This window comes from Aeromonas aquatica (assembly GCF_000764655.1).
Taxonomy (GTDB): Bacteria; Pseudomonadota; Gammaproteobacteria; order Enterobacterales; family Aeromonadaceae; genus Aeromonas; species Aeromonas aquatica.
Window position 1 is genome coordinate 1 of record NZ_JRGL01000140.1, and the last position, 17,032, is coordinate 17,032.

Here is a 17,032-nt window from a genome sequence, read left to right on the forward strand (position 1 = left end):
AGACGACGCTGGCGCAAGGTGAGCAGTGGGAAGAGAGACAGCAGGTGTTGAAAGGCTTGAGTATCCATGATGGTGGCCTTCAGGGGGATGACCTATTTCAAGGTTAGCCTTTCAACACGTAATTGGGACAGCGCCTTTTCAAAGGGGACGCGGGCTGGTAAAACGGTCGTCTTTCCATAAAACAAACAGATGAGAGGGTGGAGATGGACAATCCGATCCGTGTGGCCGTGATGGGCTGTAATGGTCGTATGGGCAAGGTGCTGCTGGAAGCCATCACCAACGCCGAGGGCGTGGTGGTCGGGGCGGCGCTGGAGCGACCGGGCTCTGCCGTGATAGGTCTGGATGCTGGCGAACTCAACGGCCTCGGCAAGCTGGGGGTGCTCATCAGCGACAGCCTGGACAAGGTGCGCGATGAGTTCGACCTCATCATCGATTTCACCCGTCCCGAGGTGACCCTGGCAAACCTGGCGTTCGCCCTGGCCCACGGCAAGCAGATGGTGATCGGCACCACCGGCTTTGACGACGCGGGCAAGGCCGCGCTGCATCAGGCCGCCAGCCAGATCGGCATCGTCTTCGCCTCCAACTACTCGGTCGGCGTCAACTTGGTGTTCAAGCTGCTGGAGCAGGCCGCCAAGGTGATGGGGGACTACACCGACATCGAGATCATCGAGGGGCACCACAGACACAAGGTGGACGCACCGTCCGGTACCGCCCTCTCCATGGGGGAGGTGGTGGCCAAGACGCTGGGACGGGATCTGAAAGAGTGTGCCGTCTATGGCCGTGAGGGGATCACCGGCGAGCGGGATCGCAACACCATCGGCTTTGCCACCATTCGCGCCGGTGATCTGGTGGGGGAGCACACCGTCATGTTCGCCGATATAGGCGAGCGGGTGGAGATCAGCCACAAGGCCTCCAGCCGTCTCACCTTCGCCAATGGCGCCGTGCGGGCGGGCAAGTGGCTCAGGAGCCAAGCCGCCGGACTCTACGACATGCAGGATGTGCTCAACCTGAAGTAAGGGTCCGGGCGTGCTACGCGCGAGATCTTGCCAAACCCCGGTGCGCCGGGGTTTTTTGTACCTTTTTGTATAAATGATGGTTACACATCGTTTTTTCTTCGAATAAGCCTAAATCCCACCTTTATCAAATTCCCTTCCCGCCCTCATTGCGCAGATGTCATCAAAGGGTAACGGGATAGGGTCTCAATCTCCCCTGCATCCGCATTTTTTTACATGACGCAAAAAGACTAAAAATTCAAAAACAGAAAAACGTTTTCTATTTTTATCAGCCACTCTTCTGCCATAAAATGGCCTGTTTAATGTCAGGTTAGTTTTTTTTAAAAATCACAATGTATTGTTTTATATGAATTAAATATTGGTTTTTGTACGTTGAGTGGCACAGGTAGCCGCTTTTGCAGCAGGTTTTGGCTTTTCTTTTGTGGGAGGGGGTTGCAAAGCAATAAAGTGCATAGATAATGGGTAATATTGCTTTTTTATTGAATTTAGATGCATTTAAAACGAGAAAAGACGTTGAAATGCGATCGTTTTTAAGTAGAATGCGCCCAATTTGCCAGAAATCTGCCGGGTTTGAGCCCTGTTTCAAACAGCGTCCGGACCCGCAACACCCAGGTAAATTGCTGAATTTAAAGCTAAATAACTGGAGGTTGTCTTGAATCACACTGCATTGCTAGTGCTGGAAGATGGAACTGTGTTCAAAGGCGTGTCGATAGGCGCCGAGGGATGTTCCGTTGGTGAAGTGGTTTTCAACACGTCGATGACGGGCTATCAGGAAATCCTCACCGATCCCTCATATTCCCGTCAGATAGTCACCCTCACTTATCCTCATATAGGCAACACCGGCACCAACAGCGAAGATGAAGAGTCCAATCAAATCCACGCACAGGGATTGATCATCCGGGACCTTCCGATACTTGCCTCCAATTTCCGCAGTCAGCAATCCCTCTCCGATTACCTCAAGTCTCACAACATCGTTGGCATCGCCGACATCGACACCCGCAAACTGACCCGCATCCTGCGCGAGAAGGGTGCCCAGGCCGGTTGCATCCTGGCCGGCAAGCAGGCTGATGAGGCCTTCGCCCTCGAGCAGGCGCGCGCCTTCCCCGGTCTCAAGGGGATGGATCTGGCCAAGGAAGTGACGGTTGCCGAGGCCTACGCCTGGACCGAAGGCAGCTGGCAGCTCGGCAAGGGGCACATCACCCCGGCGGCCGATGAGCTCAAATACCACGTGGTGGCCTACGATTTTGGCGTCAAGCGCAACATTTTGCGCATGCTGGTGGACCGTGGCTGCCGCCTGACAGTGGTGCCGGCCAAGACCCCGGCCGCCGAGGTGCTGGCGATGAATCCGGATGGCATCTTCCTCTCCAACGGCCCCGGTGATCCCGAGCCCTGCGACTACGCCATCGAGGCCATCAAGGCCTTCCTCAATACCAACACCCCGGTGTTCGGTATCTGCCTGGGTCACCAGCTGCTGGGTCTGGCCTCCGGTGCCAAGACGATGAAGATGAAGTTCGGCCACCACGGTGCCAACCACCCGGTGAAGAGCCTGGATGACAACACCGTGATGATCACCGCCCAGAACCACGGTTTCGCGGTCGATGAGCACAATCTGCCGGATTGCCTGCGCGCCACTCACGTCTCCCTGTTCGACGGGTCGCTGCAAGGCATCCACCGCACCGACCGTCCGGCCTTCAGCTTCCAGGGTCACCCCGAGGCGAGCCCGGGCCCGCACGACTGTGCCGGTCTGTTCGACCACTTTATTGAATTGATCAAGCAGTATCGCGCCTAAGAGGAAAAGAGAGAGACCATGCCAAAACGTAACGACCTACAGAGCATTCTGATCCTCGGCGCCGGCCCCATCGTCATCGGTCAGGCCTGCGAATTCGACTACTCCGGCGCCCAGGCCTGCAAGGCCCTGCGCGAGGAGGGTTACCGTGTCATCCTGGTGAACTCCAACCCGGCCACCATCATGACCGACCCCGAGATGGCCGATGCCACCTACATCGAGCCCATCACCTGGGAAGTGGTCCGCGAGATCATCAAGAAAGAGCGTCCGGATGCCGTGCTGCCCACCATGGGTGGCCAGACCGCGCTGAACTGCGCGTTGGATCTGGAAAAACACGGCGTGCTGGCCGAGTTCGGTGTCGAGATGATAGGTGCCACCGCCGACGCCATCGACAAGGCCGAAGATCGCCGCCGCTTCGACATCGCCATGAAGAGCATCGGTCTGGAGTGCCCGCGCGCCGGCATCGCCCACAACATGGAAGAGGCCTGGGGCGTGCAGCAGATGGTCGGCTTCCCCTGCATCATACGTCCCTCCTTCACCATGGGTGGCTCCGGTGGCGGCATCGCCTACAACACCGAAGAGTTCGTCGAGATCTGCGAGCGTGGTCTGGATCTCTCGCCGACCAAGGAGCTGCTCATCGATGAGTCGCTGATCGGCTGGAAAGAGTACGAGATGGAAGTGGTGCGGGATCGCAACGACAACTGCATCATCGTCTGCACCATCGAAAACTTCGACCCCATGGGCATCCACACCGGTGACTCCATCACGGTCGCGCCAGCCCAGACGCTGACCGACAAGGAGTTCCAGATCATGCGCAACGCCTCCATGGCGATACTGCGCGAGATCGGGGTCGAGACCGGTGGCTCCAACGTCCAGTTCGGTATCAACCCGAAAGATGGCCGCATGGTCATCATCGAGATGAACCCGCGGGTGTCCCGCTCCTCCGCGCTGGCCTCCAAGGCGACCGGTTTCCCCATCGCCAAGATCGCCGCCAAGCTCGCCATCGGTTACACCCTGGACGAGCTGATGAACGACATCACCGGCGGTCGCACCCCGGCCTCCTTCGAGCCGGCCATCGACTACGTGGTCACCAAGGTGCCGCGCTTCAACTTCGAGAAGTTTGCCGGCGCCAACGACCGTCTCACCACCCAGATGAAATCGGTCGGTGAAGTGATGGCCATAGGCCGCAACTTCCAGGAGTCCCTGCACAAGGCGCTGCGCAGCCTCGAGACCGGCAAGACCGGCTTCGACCCCATGGTCGACCTCAATGCCCCTGACTCCCTGACCCGCATCCGTCACGAGCTGCAGGATGCCGGCTGCGACCGGATCTGGTACATCGCCGATGCGTTCCGCGCCGGTCTCTCCATGGACGGCATCTTCAAGCTGACCAAGATTGACCCCTGGTTCCTGGTGCAGATAGAAGATCTCATCAAGCTGGAAGAGCAGGTGAAAGAGCGCGGCATGGCCGGGCTCGATGCCGACTTCCTGCGCGCCTTGAAGCGCAAGGGCTTCGCCGACGCACGGCTGGCCAAGATCCTCGGCGTGGCCGAGGGCGAGGTGCGCAAGTTGCGTGCCCGCCACAACATCTTCCCTATCTACAAGCGGGTCGATACCTGCGCGGCCGAGTTCGCCACCAACACCGCCTACATGTACTCCAGCTATGACGAGGAGTGCGAGGCGGCCCCGACCAATCGTGACAAGATCATGATCATCGGCGGCGGCCCGAACCGTATCGGTCAGGGCATAGAGTTCGACTACTGCTGCGTGCACGCGGCGCTGGCCCTGCGCGAGGACGGTTACGAGACCATCATGGTCAACTGCAACCCGGAGACCGTCTCCACCGACTACGACACCTCCGACCGCCTCTACTTCGAGCCGGTGACCCTGGAAGACGTGCTGGAAATCGTGCGCATCGAGAAGCCCAAGGGCGTCATCGTGCAGTACGGTGGCCAGACCCCGCTCAAGCTTGCACGGGCATTGGAAGCGAACGGCGTGCCTGTCATCGGTACCAGCCCGGATGCCATCGACCGCGCCGAAGACCGCGAGCGTTTCCAGTCCGCCGTCGAGCGCCTCGGCCTCAAGCAGCCGGAAAACGGCACTGTCACCAACCTGGAACAGGCGGTACTGACTGCCGAGCGGATCACCTACCCGCTGGTGGTGCGTCCCTCCTACGTGCTGGGTGGCCGCGCCATGGAGATCGTCTATGACGAGACCGACCTGCGTCGCTACTTCGCCGAGGCAGTGAGCGTCTCCAACGAATCGCCTGTGCTGCTTGACCGTTTCCTGGATGACGCCACCGAGGTGGACGTGGATGCCATCTGCGACGGCGTCGATGTGGTCATCGGCGGCATCATGGAGCACATCGAGCAGGCCGGTATTCACTCCGGTGACTCCGGTTGCTCCCTGCCGCCCTATACCTTGTCCAAGAAAATTCAGGACGAGATGCGCGAGCAGGTACGCAAGCTCGCGCTGGAGCTCGGTGTGGTGGGCCTGATGAACGTGCAGTTCGCGGTCAAGGAAAACGACATCTACCTCATCGAGGTGAACCCGCGTGCCGCCCGTACCGTGCCCTTCGTCTCCAAGGCGACAGGGGCGCCGCTGGCCAAGATCGCCGCCCGCGTCATGGCTGGTCAGTCCCTGCAATCCCAGGGCTTTACCACCGAGATCATTCCGCCCTACTACTCGGTGAAAGAGGTGGTACTGCCCTTCGCCAAGTTCCCGGGGGTGGATCCGTTGCTGGGGCCAGAGATGCGCTCCACCGGTGAGGTGATGGGGGTGGGCAGCAGCTTCGCCGAGGCCTATGCCAAGGCCCAGCTGGGTGCCAGCAATGCTGTGCCGAAGGAGGGCCGCGCCCTGCTGTCCGTGCGTCACAGTGACAAGGCGCAGGTCGTTGATCTCGCCGCCAAGTTGCTGGAGCTGGGCTATGAGCTGGATGCCACCCACGGCACCGCCGTCGCCCTGGGCGAGGCGAGCATCAACCCGCGCCTGGTCAACAAGGTGCACGAGGGCCGCCCGCACATCCTGGACCGCATCAAGAACGGCGAGTACACCTACATAGTCAACACCGCCGAAGGGCGGGTGGCGATTCAGGACTCCAAGCAGCTGCGCCGTGCGGCCTTGCAGCACAAGGTGGCTTATACCACCACCCTGAATGAGGCGTTCGCCACCTGCATGGCCATCAGCGTCGATGCCACCGCCAACGTGAACTCGGTGCAGGAGTTGCACCAGAAGGTGAAAAACCGCTAAGAGTGCACAACGAGCACTGGGGTACGGTCCCTAGTCCTTGATGTGAACCATAAAAAACCCCGCCAGTGATGGCGGGGTTTTTGTTTTTTGGCTGGGCTGGCCAGCCCTCTGGCATGGAGGCTGAGGTGAGCAGGGGAGAGGAGATATCGTTTCGAGAGGGAGATATACACCCTTTTTGGCTGGCAATAGTGACAATGATTGCGTATTTTTGGCTTTCGCGCGCAATTTTTGCAATCGCTCACTCGGCCCGCCTCTATATACTGGTTTCTCATCACATAAGGTCGTCTGCGCCTGCAACAGCGGGGTGCGAGGATCAGGGCCAGTTGCTTACCCGGCAGCGCAGGCCGGCACCTCTTATCAAGAGGGGCCACAGGAAACCGGTTGTGGGGTTACCACCCACGCAACCGTCAGGGCCAGCGTTACCGCGCCAGCCCGCTTCCCCCTCCTTACCCCGGCTGCTTGCCTGCCCAGTCGCGTCGTTGCTCACCTTCATCGCCCGCAACGGCGCCGCGCCTCAAGGACATCAGCCAAGGGAATCTGAATATGAGCTTCGATCATCGCAAATACCGCCCCGCTCCCGTCATCGCATTGGCGGACCGTCAATGGCCCAACCAGGTGATGACACGGGCGCCGCTCTGGTGCGCCGTGGACCTGCGGGACGGCAACCAGGCGCTGGTCGAGCCCATGACGGTGGCCCAGAAGCTGCAGATGTGGGCGCTGATGGTCCATGTCGGCTTCAAGCACATCGAGGTCGGATTCCCGGCCGCCTCCCAGCCTGATTTTGACTTCGTGCGTGAGCTTATCGAGCGGGATCTTATCCCGGAGGACGTCACCATCCAGGTGCTGGTGCAGGCCCGGGAAGATCTGATCGTCCGCACCTTCGAGTCCCTCAAGGGGGCGAAACGCGCCATCGTTCACGTCTACAACTCGGTCAACCCGACCCAGCGCAACTATGTGTTCAACACCGGGCGCGAGGGGGTCAAGGCCATCGCCGTGCAGGGGGCGCGCTGGGTGCGGGAATACGCGGCCAAGAATCCCGGCACCGAGTGGAGCTTCCAGTATTCCCCCGAGAGTTTCAGCAGCACAGAGGTGGAGTTCGCGGTGGAGGTGTGTGACGCGGTGATCGACGAGTGGCGGTCCGCCGCCCGCCCCATGATCCTCAACCTCCCCGCCACCGTCGAGGTGAGCACCCCCAACGTGTTCGCGGATCAGGTGGAGTGGTTCTGCCGCCACCTCAAGGCGCGCCCCGAGGTGAGCATCTCCATCCACACCCATAACGATCGGGGCTGCGGCGTGGCCGCCGCCGAGCTGGCGGTGCTGGCGGGGGCCGACCGCATCGAGGGGACTCTGCTTGGCAACGGCGAGCGCACCGGCAACATGGACATAGTCACCATGGCCATGAACCTCTATAGCCAGGGGATAGACCCAGAGCTGGACCTGTCTGACATGGACGCCATCGTCGCCACCGTCGGTGCCTGCACCCAGATTGCCCTGCACCCGCGCCACCCCTATGCCGGCGAGCTGGTCTACACCGCTTTCTCCGGTAGCCATCAGGACGCCATTCGCAAATCCCTGGCGGCGCCAAAGCCCGACCACTATTGGGATGTGGCCTACCTGCCCATCGATCCTGCCGATCTTGGCCGCAGCTACGAGGCGGTGATCCGCATCAACAGCCAGTCCGGCAAGGGCGGCGTCACCTATCTGCTGGAGCGCGACCTCGGTCTGCAACTGCCGCGCTGGCTGCAGATCGACTTCAGCCGCCGGGTACAGGCGCAAGCCGAGGCGAGCAGCAGCGAGATCAACCCGGCGCAGATCCGCGCCCTGTTCGAGCAGCACTACCTCGAGCCGGTACACGGCTACCGCATCGGTCGCTTCCAGCTCGGCCACGACGGCCAGGAGAGCCTGCACCTCGAGCTGCAGACCCCCGATGGCGCGCTGCAACTGCGAGGCGAGGGGGAGGGGGCCATCACGGCCCTGGTCAACGGCTGGGAGCGCCAGACTGGCATGCACATAGACGTGCTCGACTATTCCGAACATGCCCTCTCCGCCGGCACCGAGTCCCGCGCCGCCGCCTATGTGCTGCTCAGCGTCGATGGCCAGCGCCAGTGCGGGGTCGCCATCGGCCGCGATGTGGTCAACGCCTCGTTGCAGGCGGTGATCAATGGTGCCGCCCAGGTGCAGGCCCTGCGACAGAGTGCTTGAGTCGAGCGCTCGAGTTGAACGCCTGATCAGGTTCCGGGACTGAGTGGAGAAACGCGCCTGGATAGAGCCCCCAGTGCCATCGCCGCGCACCGGCGCCCTAGAGACAGGGCACAGCCAGGCCGATCTTGCTCACAGATCCCCTCACCAATGTGGTGAGGGGATTGTTTTTTATGAAAAAACAGTACCACAATGAGACCGCCATGCAATCCAAGGTGGCACAGTGACACACTGGAGGCAGGCTAAGTCTGACGGCTGAATTCAGCCCTGATTGGAGAGAAATAGAGACGTTTTGGAGCCAATGCAGATGAAAAAGACTCCCCTTCGGTTATCCGTACACCCTGCCATATTCTTGTCACTTCCTCTTTGCCGCCGCGCCGCCATGGCGGGCCAGTTGTGCCTGTTACTGCTGACGGCCGCACTCTTTACGGCAGGTTTCGATCGGCTGGCGCAGCATAATCTCTATACCATCGGCGCCCTGGCCGAGGTCATCAACGTGCTGACCCTGTTGTTCATGTTCTGGGTCGTGCAATGTGCCCAACTCTCCAGCAAGAGCTATGGGTTTCTCTCCGTTGGCCTCTGTATCTGGCTGGTCTCGGGGGTCATCGACCTGATGGATGAGGCCTATTTCCAACCCTGGTGGCTCTCCAGAGTCGAAGACAGCCTGCGCAGTCTCGGCATGTTGGCGACGGCCTGGGGGGTATTGCTGATGGTGCAGCAGATGTACGGCGCCCAGATCCGGCTGGCGTCCATGGCCATGTCCGATGAGCTGACCGGCCTCTCCAATCGCCGCTCGTTTCGTACCGTGCTGGACACTCATGCCGGGGAGGGGACGCCACTGCTGTTGCTGGATCTCGATCATTTCAAGCAGATCAACGATCGCTATGGCCATGGGGTCGGTGACAATGTGCTGCGGGAATTCAGCGGTCTGCTGCGCCAGCATTGCCCGCCGGATGGTGTGGTGGCGCGCCTCGGTGGAGAGGAGTTTGCCATCTGGTTGCCCGGCATGCTGGGTGGCAAGGCCCGTGATTTGGCGGAGCAGATAAGGCTGGCTACCGAGGCGATGGTCTCGAACGACGGGGTGCGCTTCACCGTGAGTATCGCGGTCGGCATCTCCCACGCCGGGGAGGCGGTCGACACCCTGATCAAGCGTACCGATCTCGCGCTCTATCAGGCCAAGCACCAAGGCCGCAATCGGGTCGAGCTGGCGTGATGGGGGAGCCGGCATGGCCAGGGTCTGCCGCTGCGGAGCATCACGAGGGGATGGTCGCCTTCAGATCCCCCCTTCAATCCATTACAATAACCGCCTGTTTGCGTTCGGGGCCCGTTATCTGAGATGAATGGGGCCCGATCCCGTTTCTCTATCGGAAGCCTTCATGACCACCTCTCCCCGATTTACCCTCCCTGCGAGACGGCTGACCGTCCTGCCGCTGCTCGGTGCCCTGTTGCTGGCGGGTTGTGCCAGCGAGCCACCCGCCCCGGCCGAAGAGGCGGCCGCCATCGCCAAGCAACCCAAGGCCATGCAGCCGCGCAAGCCCGCCGACATGAAGACCCGCATAGTGCACTTTTTACCGGGTAACGTGCGCGACAAGCAGGGCTGGGCCAATGATGTGGTGACGGCGCTCTCGACCCAGGGCATAGCGGTGAGCGATCACAACGTCTGCACCGTGCTCGCGGTGGCGGAGCAGGAGGCGACCTACCAGGCGGATCCCGTGGTACCGGGCCTTGGCAAGATCGCCTGGAAAGAGATCAACGCCCGCGCGGCCAAGCTGCTGATCCCCGAGTTCGTGGTGCGTACGGCGCTCGGCATCACCTCCCCCACCGGCAAGTCCTATGCCGCACGCATCGATGCGCTTCGCACCGAGCGGGAGATGAGCGAGATCTTCGAGGACATGATAGGCACTGTGCCCATGGGCAAGACGCTGTTTGGCAACCTCAACCCGGTGCACACCGGTGGCCCCATGCAGGTCAGTATCGCCTTCGCCGAGGCCAACGCCCGCGGCTACCCCTATCCGATCGAGGAATCCATCCGCCACGAAGTCTTTACCCGCCGCGGCGGCATCTGGTTTGGCACCAAGCACATCTTCGGTTATCCCGCCGACTACCCGGACACCCTCTATCGCTTCGCCGACTTCAACGCCGGTTGGTACGCGAGCCGCAACGCCGCCTTCCAGGCCGCCGTCAGTCGGGTGAGTGGCAAGACCCTGGCGCTGGACGGGGATCTCATCCGCTACGACTCCGACAAGCCGGGTAATACCGAGCTCGCGGTCTACAGCATGGCGAGTCGCCTCAGCATGAGCAAGAACGCCATCCGTCAGAGCCTGAAGATGGGAGACAGCCCCGAATTTGCGAAGAGCGATCTCTACCACAGGGTCTATGCCCTGGCCGAGCAGAAGGCGGGCACCCGTCTGCCTCGCGCCATCTTGCCCGGCATCCAGCTAAAGAGCCCCAAGATCACCCGCAACCTCACCACCGCCTGGTTCGCCAAGCGGGTGGACGACAGGGAGCAACGCTGCGTGCGGCAGATGGCGGCGATTCAATGACAGCATCGAAAAACAAGGGCGGCCAATGGCCGCCCTTGTTTTTGTATCTCTTGAGCAACGAAGCGTATCTAGCTCAAGGATGTTGGAGCGCAAGGTTCTCTCCATGTAGGCAGCTGCCTTTCTGGCAGCGTCATCAAGAGGAGGACGAGACAATACCTCTGCACGTTGGATACCCGCGACAACCCCAAAACGGATTGCCTTTGTTCTCTCCTCGACTGGCGGTGCGCAAGATCATGGGGCTGCCGCAGTGAGGGCAAGTGGGGACGGTATGGCCGGCCTCGATGGCATCGGGTTCAGCGGTTTTCCTGGCTCGGTCAGTGATATTGTTTGCCACGGGTTGTATGGGGACAGTGTCATGACGCGCCTTTAGCTGGGCAACATGCTGGCTGTGGGTCTGCCCATTGGCGGCCAATCGCCCTCGCTGGATGGTCTCGACGGTCCTATCCACTTCGTCCAGGCGTAATAGCTGGGTGGTTTTGCTTTTGATGTAGGGAATAAGGCCGCGGTTGAGCACATTCTCCGGCATCGGCGTCTTGAAGGTGCAATCGCCGATAAAGTAGACCACCGAATGGAGTTGATGGTCCGCCAGCCCCAGCAGGGACTTGAGCGTCATCACATGCTTGTAGTTCTGGTGCAGGGGGTTCTGGAAGCTGTGCTTGCGGCGGTAGATCTGCTGAGTCCAGCGCTTGTGTGCAGGATTACCGAAGATCCACCCCTTCATGTTCTTGGTTTCAATCACGAAGACCCCGTAGCGGGAGACGATGATGTGATCGATCTGGGTGGAGCCATCTTCGGTCGGCAGGGTCAGGTTCTTGAGTAGTCGGTAGTCTTGCTTGTCGAGGAATAGCCGGATCGAGAGATTGAGAAACCATTCCCCCACCATCCCCTTGAACCAGGGTGTTTTTATCACGGTGGCAATCAGTAACAGTGGCAGTAGATACCAGAGCTGAGCAAGCAGTAAGGTAATAACGGGAGTGAAGTCCATTTCATCGACTCTCCATGGGATCTTGCTTAAGGGTTAAGCCTCGATAGAAATCAGGCTGCGGCGCTTGGGGTATCCGGTGCCTTGGTCGGTTGTCAGCCTCTCGCGGTCGGATCTAGACCCGCAAGCTGCCGCGAAAGCCCCTGGCGGCATAGTAGGACTGGGCGCCGTTGTGGTAGAGGAAGACGCTGTCGTAGCGGCAATCGCAGAACAGGGCTCCGCCGAGGCGCCTGATCTCCATCGGTGTCTCTATCCAGCTCGATGTCTTGGCATCGAAGCGGCCGAGCAATTGCAGCGCCCTATACTCGGCCTCCGTCAGCAGCGCTATGCCCATCTGCGTGGCCATCTCGGTCGCGCAGCCTGTCGGCCTGTTCTCCTTCCGGGATTCCAGACCCGCCCGATCATAACAGAGGCTTCTGCGCCCGCCGGGGCTCTCGGCACTGCAGTCACAGAAGATAAACAGCCCGCTCTGGGGATCCTGGCCAATGACATCGGGCTCACCCCCTGTGCGCTCCATCTCATGGAGCGAGCGTAACGACTGCGGGTTGGCATCCAGTCTGGCGCGCACCTGTGACCAGGCTATGCCCTGGTGGCGATGGGGGTGTTGTTCAAAGCGGGCCTGCAAGGTGGCGAGCAACTCGTCAATCTGTGCCTTGGTCAAGTTCATCCTGGGTATCCTCCGCCAGCACCTTCGTCCTTAGAAACTCATCGCCAGCCCGATGGAATAGCCGTTGGTGTTGTGGCTGAACATATAGCGGGCCACCAGCCGGGTGCGGGTGACGAAGACTTTGTATTTGCTGCTGTCGAGTTCGAGCCCAAGGCCGAGGGAATTGAGGCTGTTGAAGCCAAGCAGGCCGCGCTGGGCGCCCAGGTATTCGGTGCGGGCCCCCTCCATCACGTAGCGCACCGGGCGATCGAGCAGGGTCCAGCTGAAGAGAGGCGCCCGGCGGCGCAGGTAGAGCCCCAGGTTCTCGGCCTCGGCCTGGCCGGCGATGCTGTCGGCGGTGCCGGTGAAGCTCTGCAGGTGCTGATAGGAGTAGCGCAGCTCGGCGTCGATGTCCTGAGCCTTGGAGAACAACTCGTAGTCCAGCATCAGGGAGCCCCCCAGGCCATAGACGTTGAGGGTGCCGCCGTCGAGGAAATCGAGGTTCTTGCCGGTCTTGTGCGAGATGAAGGCGGCGCCGATGCGCAAGTCGCTCGCCACCGTCCCCAGGGTGAAGTTGGCGATGGGGCGCAGCACCAGGTTGCCGCCCCAGCGATCCCGGTGCAGGCCGAAATCCCAGCCGATGCCGCCGGTGGCGCTCAGGCTGTTCCACTTGACGGGGATGGTGCGGGTCTCGGTGCCATCGGTGAACACGAACTGGGGATCGTAGCGGCTGTATCCCAGGGTGCCCTCCAGATAGATGGGAAAGCCTTCGCTCATGGTCGCGCCGCCGCCGAGCTGGGTGATGGTCAGCGCCGCCTGTTCGTTGGTGCCGCTGCCGATGTCCAGGTTGCTGGCGGTGATGTCGGGCACCACGGTGAAGCTCATCAAGGAGACCACCGCATTGGCACGCTGCTGGATCAGGGAGTCATCGTTGGCCTGGGCCATGAGGCTGACAAGACCGATGCCAGACAGCAGGAGAGTTCTTGCATGAGAAAAGGGGATCCGTGCCATACCTAGCTCCGTGAGTCTCCTCGTCCGGTGAGGAGTCCTTACACTGTAACGGTTTTTCCTCGCCTTGGCAGCCAAGTCGTTGTGCCAACTGACAATCTTGCCCCTGGCAGAGGCGCAGATCACCGCCCGAGCACGCCGGGCGCAGGCCTGACATCGGGGACCCCTTGCCAGCGGGTTCAGTCGGGCCGGCCCGCCGCCCGAGAGTGATAGAGTATCCACATAAATGGCAGACATTAATTTCTTGTTCAGTTCGACGGGTGTATAACGGGCCTCCCGCAGGAGTAACGGGAGCAGGCAGCAGGGAGGAGATGCCGAGCGGGGCCCTTGGGCCGTCATGATGGATGCACACGTTGACGGGAGTCATTCCAGATGCAGGACATGCTGCTTGCCATATGGCATCAGGACTTTGATCAGCTTATTCAAATGCAGGCCATCGGTCTGCTCGTCACCTGCCTGGTGGTGATCCTCTTTCTCGAATCGAGTTTCGTGTTCCTGCCCCTGCCGGGGGACAGTCTGGTGTTGCTGGCCGGTGGCCTGGTGGGCATGGGAGTACTCGGCCCCGAGGTGAGCTTCCTCTATATGCCGTTCGCCGCCGGGCTGGGCAGCCTGATCGCCTATTGGCAGGGTCATGCGCTGCACGGTACCCGCTTCATGGGCCATATCGAGCGCATGATCCCGGACGGCAGCCTGCCTCGTGCCTCGCGCCTGCTCGATCGCTACGGCTTCTGGGCCATGTTCGTGTCCCGCTTCATCCCCTTCGTGCGGGTGCTGACCCCCATGTTGATGGGGGTCTCTCGCCTGCACCTGCCGCGGGTGGCCGTGGCGAGCTTTGCCAGCGCCTTCCTCTGGGCTCTAACCCTGAGCCTCATCGGCAAGTTCGTGATGGCAACCCCGATGCTGGCCAACCACCACGAGCTGCTGACCAAGTGCCTGCTGGTCACCTCCTTCGCGCTCTTCGTCATCGCCGTGGCGGCCATCGGCATCCGGTTGCTCAAGCGCCCGACCAACCGCATTCGCTAAAAAGGTGGACGGGCTCACGACGTCCATCCTCCCCAAGGTTGCACCGGCAAGGGCCCTCGCGGCGGGCCGGTACAAGGGGAGATGTAAAAATACAGGCCATTTGAGGCGGAATTTGTGACGCCTATCTGTTACACTTCGCGCCCGCCATTTTCCGGCTCATTCTCTGACTCGATGTCAGGCCCAGCCGTCCTTGGCCCCAAGCCTCGCCGATGCCGCGCCCCAAGCCGGCTCGAGCCACTTAAGCCAACTACAGCCCAGCTGGAACACAGGAACCCAATATGAGATTTGAATCGTTCGATTTTGCCCCCGAGATTTTGCGCGCCATCTCAGATTGCGGTTATCAGGAGATGACCCCTGTGCAGCAGCAGGCGATCCCGACCATACGTCGTGGTAGCGATGTGCTGGCCAGCGCCCAGACCGGGACCGGCAAGACCGCGGCCTTCGCGCTGCCGATCCTGCAACGCCTGCTGGACAAGCCGGCTCCTGTCCAGCCGTCCAATGCCCGGGTGTTGATCCTGACTCCGACCCGCGAGCTGGCCGCTCAGGTGGCGAGCAACATCAACGACTTCGCCAAGTACCTGGACATCACTGTGCTGACCATCTTCGGTGGCGGCAAGCAGGACGTGCAGGCACGCAAGCTGAAAGCGGGTGCTCACATCATAGTGGCGACTCCGGGCCGCCTGCTCGAGCACCTGACCGCCTGCAACCTGAGTCTCTCCGGGGTCGAGACCCTGGTACTGGACGAGGCGGATCGCATCCTCGACATGGGCTTCAGCGCCGATGTGCAGCAGATCCTGCAAGCGGTCAACAAGGAGCGCCAGAATCTGCTGTTCTCCGCCACCTTCTCCGATGCCGTGAAGAAGCTCGCCAACCTGATGCTGGACAGACCCCAGATCATCAGCGTCAACAAGCAAAACTCCACCGCCGACACCGTCAGCCACACCGTCTATCCGGTGGAGCAGAAGCGCAAGCGCGAGCTGCTCTCCGAGCTCATCGGCAAGCAGAACTGGCAGCAGGTGCTGGTGTTCGCCAGTACCCGCGAGAGCTGCGACGAGCTGGTGGACGAGCTGAACCTCGATGGCATCAAGTCCGCCGTGGTGCACGGTGAGAAGGCGCAAGGCAGCCGTCGCCGCGCCCTGCGCGAGTTCATGGAAGGCAAGGTGCGGGTGCTGGTCGCGACCGAGGTTGCCGCCCGTGGTCTGGACATCCCGGATCTGCAATACGTGGTGAACTACGATCTGCCGTTCCTGGCGGAAGACTATGTGCACCGCATCGGCCGTACCGGTCGCGCCGGCAAGAGCGGCATGGCCATCTCCTTCGTCAGCCGTGAAGAAGAGCGCACCCTGCTGGAGATCGAGGCGCTGATCGGTCAGAAGATCCGCCGCATCATGGTGCCGGGCTACGAGGTGAGCAGCCGTGACGAGCTGATCAAGCAGCTGCAGGAGCGCCGTCGCTTCGGCAAGCGCCCCCAGCGGGAAGACAACGCCGCCGCCCAGGCCATGGCAGAAAGCAAGCTGCAAGGTCAGCGCCTCAAGCGCCTGGCTGCCGCCAAGAAGCCCCGCCAATCCAAGTAAGCGGGCAAGATGATGCAGGGGAGCCTTGGCTCCCGACTCAAGGCGCCGTTGGCGCCTTGATGCTGTTTACCGATCACCCAGAGGACGCGCGATGATCCCCCCAGTCAAGAACCCGCAAGATTACAATCAGGCCCTGCTCGACATGGCCAGCCAGAGCCTGGCCGAGCTGGCGCGCACCGCCGAGCAGAAGGCCGGCAAGCGCACCCCCGCGCAAGAGAGCCACTTCCTCTGCACCTGGATGGCGGATTCCCTCAAGGAGAAGCGCTTCTCCCGGCTGGTGATGGAGGACTTGAAAGCCTGGATCCAGCAGGGCCGCACCCTGGGGGCCGGCGCCGATCTCAAGGGGTTGCTTGAGCGCATCGTCAGCCAATATGGCCGGGCCCTGCAGGATCCCGCGCAGCTGGGCACCCGGCTGGCCGCGTTGGTGTGCGAGCTGGAAGAGGCGGGTTGGTTGGTGTTTACCGACGCCGAGGTCAGCGCCAAGCTGCGGCTGCTGAGTCAGGGTCAGTCCAGCCTGGTGATCTCGGCCAGCGAGTATCAGGGGCATATCGCCGAAGGGGAGCTGCTCAAGCCGCTGGTCCTCTATGTGCGCGGTGACGAGAAGCAACTGGCACAGGCGGCCTTTGCACAGGGCCTGCTGCTGAGCCAGGGCGACAAGAAGGCCACCCTGGTCAAGCACCACAAGGCGTATCGACTGGTGCCCGCCAATGCCCAGCCCGCCCTGGCGCTGCTGGCCGAGGTAGTTGCCTGATCCCAAGGCGGACTCCTTGCTCACCGCTTCATCACCCCGGCCCAGGCCGGGGTTTTTTATGGCTCTGTCCCAATTACGTGTTGAAAGGCTAACCTTGAAGTAGGTCATCACCCTGAAGGCCACCATCATGGATACCCAAGCCTTTCAACACCTGCTGTCTCTCTTCCCACTGCTCACCTTGCGCCAGCGTCGTCTCGCACAACATGAACTCACAACTCCCCATCCCATAACCTCGCTGGTCACCCAGTTGCCAGCTTGCCG

12 protein-coding genes and 1 pseudogene are annotated in these 17,032 nt (G+C 61.3%); 10 read left to right on the forward strand and 3 right to left on the reverse strand.

The genetic code is table 11. The features are described from left to right. Positions 1-203 precede the first annotated feature (203 nt). The 6 genes from dapB (at position 204) to LG30_RS0118540 (ending at position 10,787) form a co-directional block, all read left to right on the forward strand. Complete coding sequence (dapB, locus tag LG30_RS0118515) at positions 204-1,016, forward strand: 4-hydroxy-tetrahydrodipicolinate reductase (protein ID WP_033132171.1); 813 nt, start codon at positions 204-206, stop codon at positions 1,014-1,016. Between the two features lie 649 nt (positions 1,017-1,665). Next, a complete protein-coding gene (carA, locus tag LG30_RS0118520) occupies positions 1,666-2,802 on the forward strand; it encodes a glutamine-hydrolyzing carbamoyl-phosphate synthase small subunit (RefSeq protein WP_033132172.1) in 1,137 nt (378 codons plus the stop codon). A gap of 18 nt (positions 2,803-2,820) precedes the next feature. Then, positions 2,821-6,045, forward strand: a complete 3,225-nt coding sequence (gene carB, locus LG30_RS0118525) for a carbamoyl-phosphate synthase large subunit (protein WP_033132173.1) — start codon at positions 2,821-2,823, stop codon at positions 6,043-6,045. Positions 6,046-6,588: 543 nt separating this feature from the next. Next, positions 6,589-8,247, forward strand: a complete 1,659-nt coding sequence (gene leuA / locus LG30_RS0118530; RefSeq protein WP_033132174.1) for a 2-isopropylmalate synthase — start codon at positions 6,589-6,591, stop codon at positions 8,245-8,247. A gap of 304 nt (positions 8,248-8,551) precedes the next feature. Next, positions 8,552-9,457: a GGDEF domain-containing protein gene (locus LG30_RS0118535; RefSeq protein WP_161785843.1), complete on the forward strand. Its 906-nt coding sequence runs from the start codon at positions 8,552-8,554 to the stop codon at positions 9,455-9,457. A gap of 163 nt (positions 9,458-9,620) precedes the next feature. After that, positions 9,621-10,787 carry a DUF1615 domain-containing protein gene (locus LG30_RS0118540; protein WP_033132175.1) on the forward strand — a complete coding sequence of 389 codons (1,167 nt, stop codon included), beginning with the start codon at positions 9,621-9,623 and terminating at the stop codon, positions 10,785-10,787. A 133-nt stretch (positions 10,788-10,920) separates the two neighbouring features. Here LG30_RS0118540 and LG30_RS0118545 read toward each other — a convergent pair whose 3' ends face one another. From LG30_RS0118545 to LG30_RS0118555, 3 genes are all read right to left on the reverse strand, one after another. Beyond that, a complete protein-coding gene (locus tag LG30_RS0118545) occupies positions 10,921-11,772 on the reverse strand; it encodes a nuclease-related domain-containing protein (RefSeq protein ID WP_033132176.1) in 852 nt (283 codons plus the stop codon). A 112-nt stretch (positions 11,773-11,884) separates the two neighbouring features. After that, positions 11,885-12,436: a DUF4256 domain-containing protein gene (locus LG30_RS0118550; protein WP_033132177.1), complete on the reverse strand. Its 552-nt coding sequence runs from the start codon at positions 12,434-12,436 to the stop codon at positions 11,885-11,887. Positions 12,437-12,466: 30 nt separating this feature from the next. After that, positions 12,467-13,426: a hypothetical protein gene (locus LG30_RS0118555; protein WP_033132178.1), complete on the reverse strand. Its 960-nt coding sequence runs from the start codon at positions 13,424-13,426 to the stop codon at positions 12,467-12,469. 369 nt (positions 13,427-13,795) lie between these two features. Between LG30_RS0118555 and LG30_RS0118560 the strand changes: the two genes are divergently transcribed. The 4 genes and pseudogenes from LG30_RS0118560 to LG30_RS22235 form a co-directional block, all read left to right on the forward strand. After that, on the forward strand, positions 13,796-14,446 hold the full coding sequence (locus LG30_RS0118560; RefSeq protein ID WP_033132179.1) for a DedA family protein: 651 nt from the start codon (positions 13,796-13,798) through the stop codon (positions 14,444-14,446). Between the two features lie 278 nt (positions 14,447-14,724). Further along, the gene (locus tag LG30_RS0118565) at positions 14,725-16,020 is read left to right on the forward strand and encodes a DEAD/DEAH box helicase (RefSeq protein ID WP_033132180.1); all 1,296 of its coding nucleotides are present in this window, start codon (positions 14,725-14,727) and stop codon (positions 16,018-16,020) included. A gap of 91 nt (positions 16,021-16,111) precedes the next feature. Then, positions 16,112-16,771: a DUF2913 family protein gene (locus LG30_RS0118570; protein WP_033132181.1), complete on the forward strand. Its 660-nt coding sequence runs from the start codon at positions 16,112-16,114 to the stop codon at positions 16,769-16,771. A gap of 127 nt (positions 16,772-16,898) precedes the next feature. Next, positions 16,899-17,032, forward strand: a pseudogene (locus tag LG30_RS22235) (IS1595 family transposase); the annotation flags it as partial.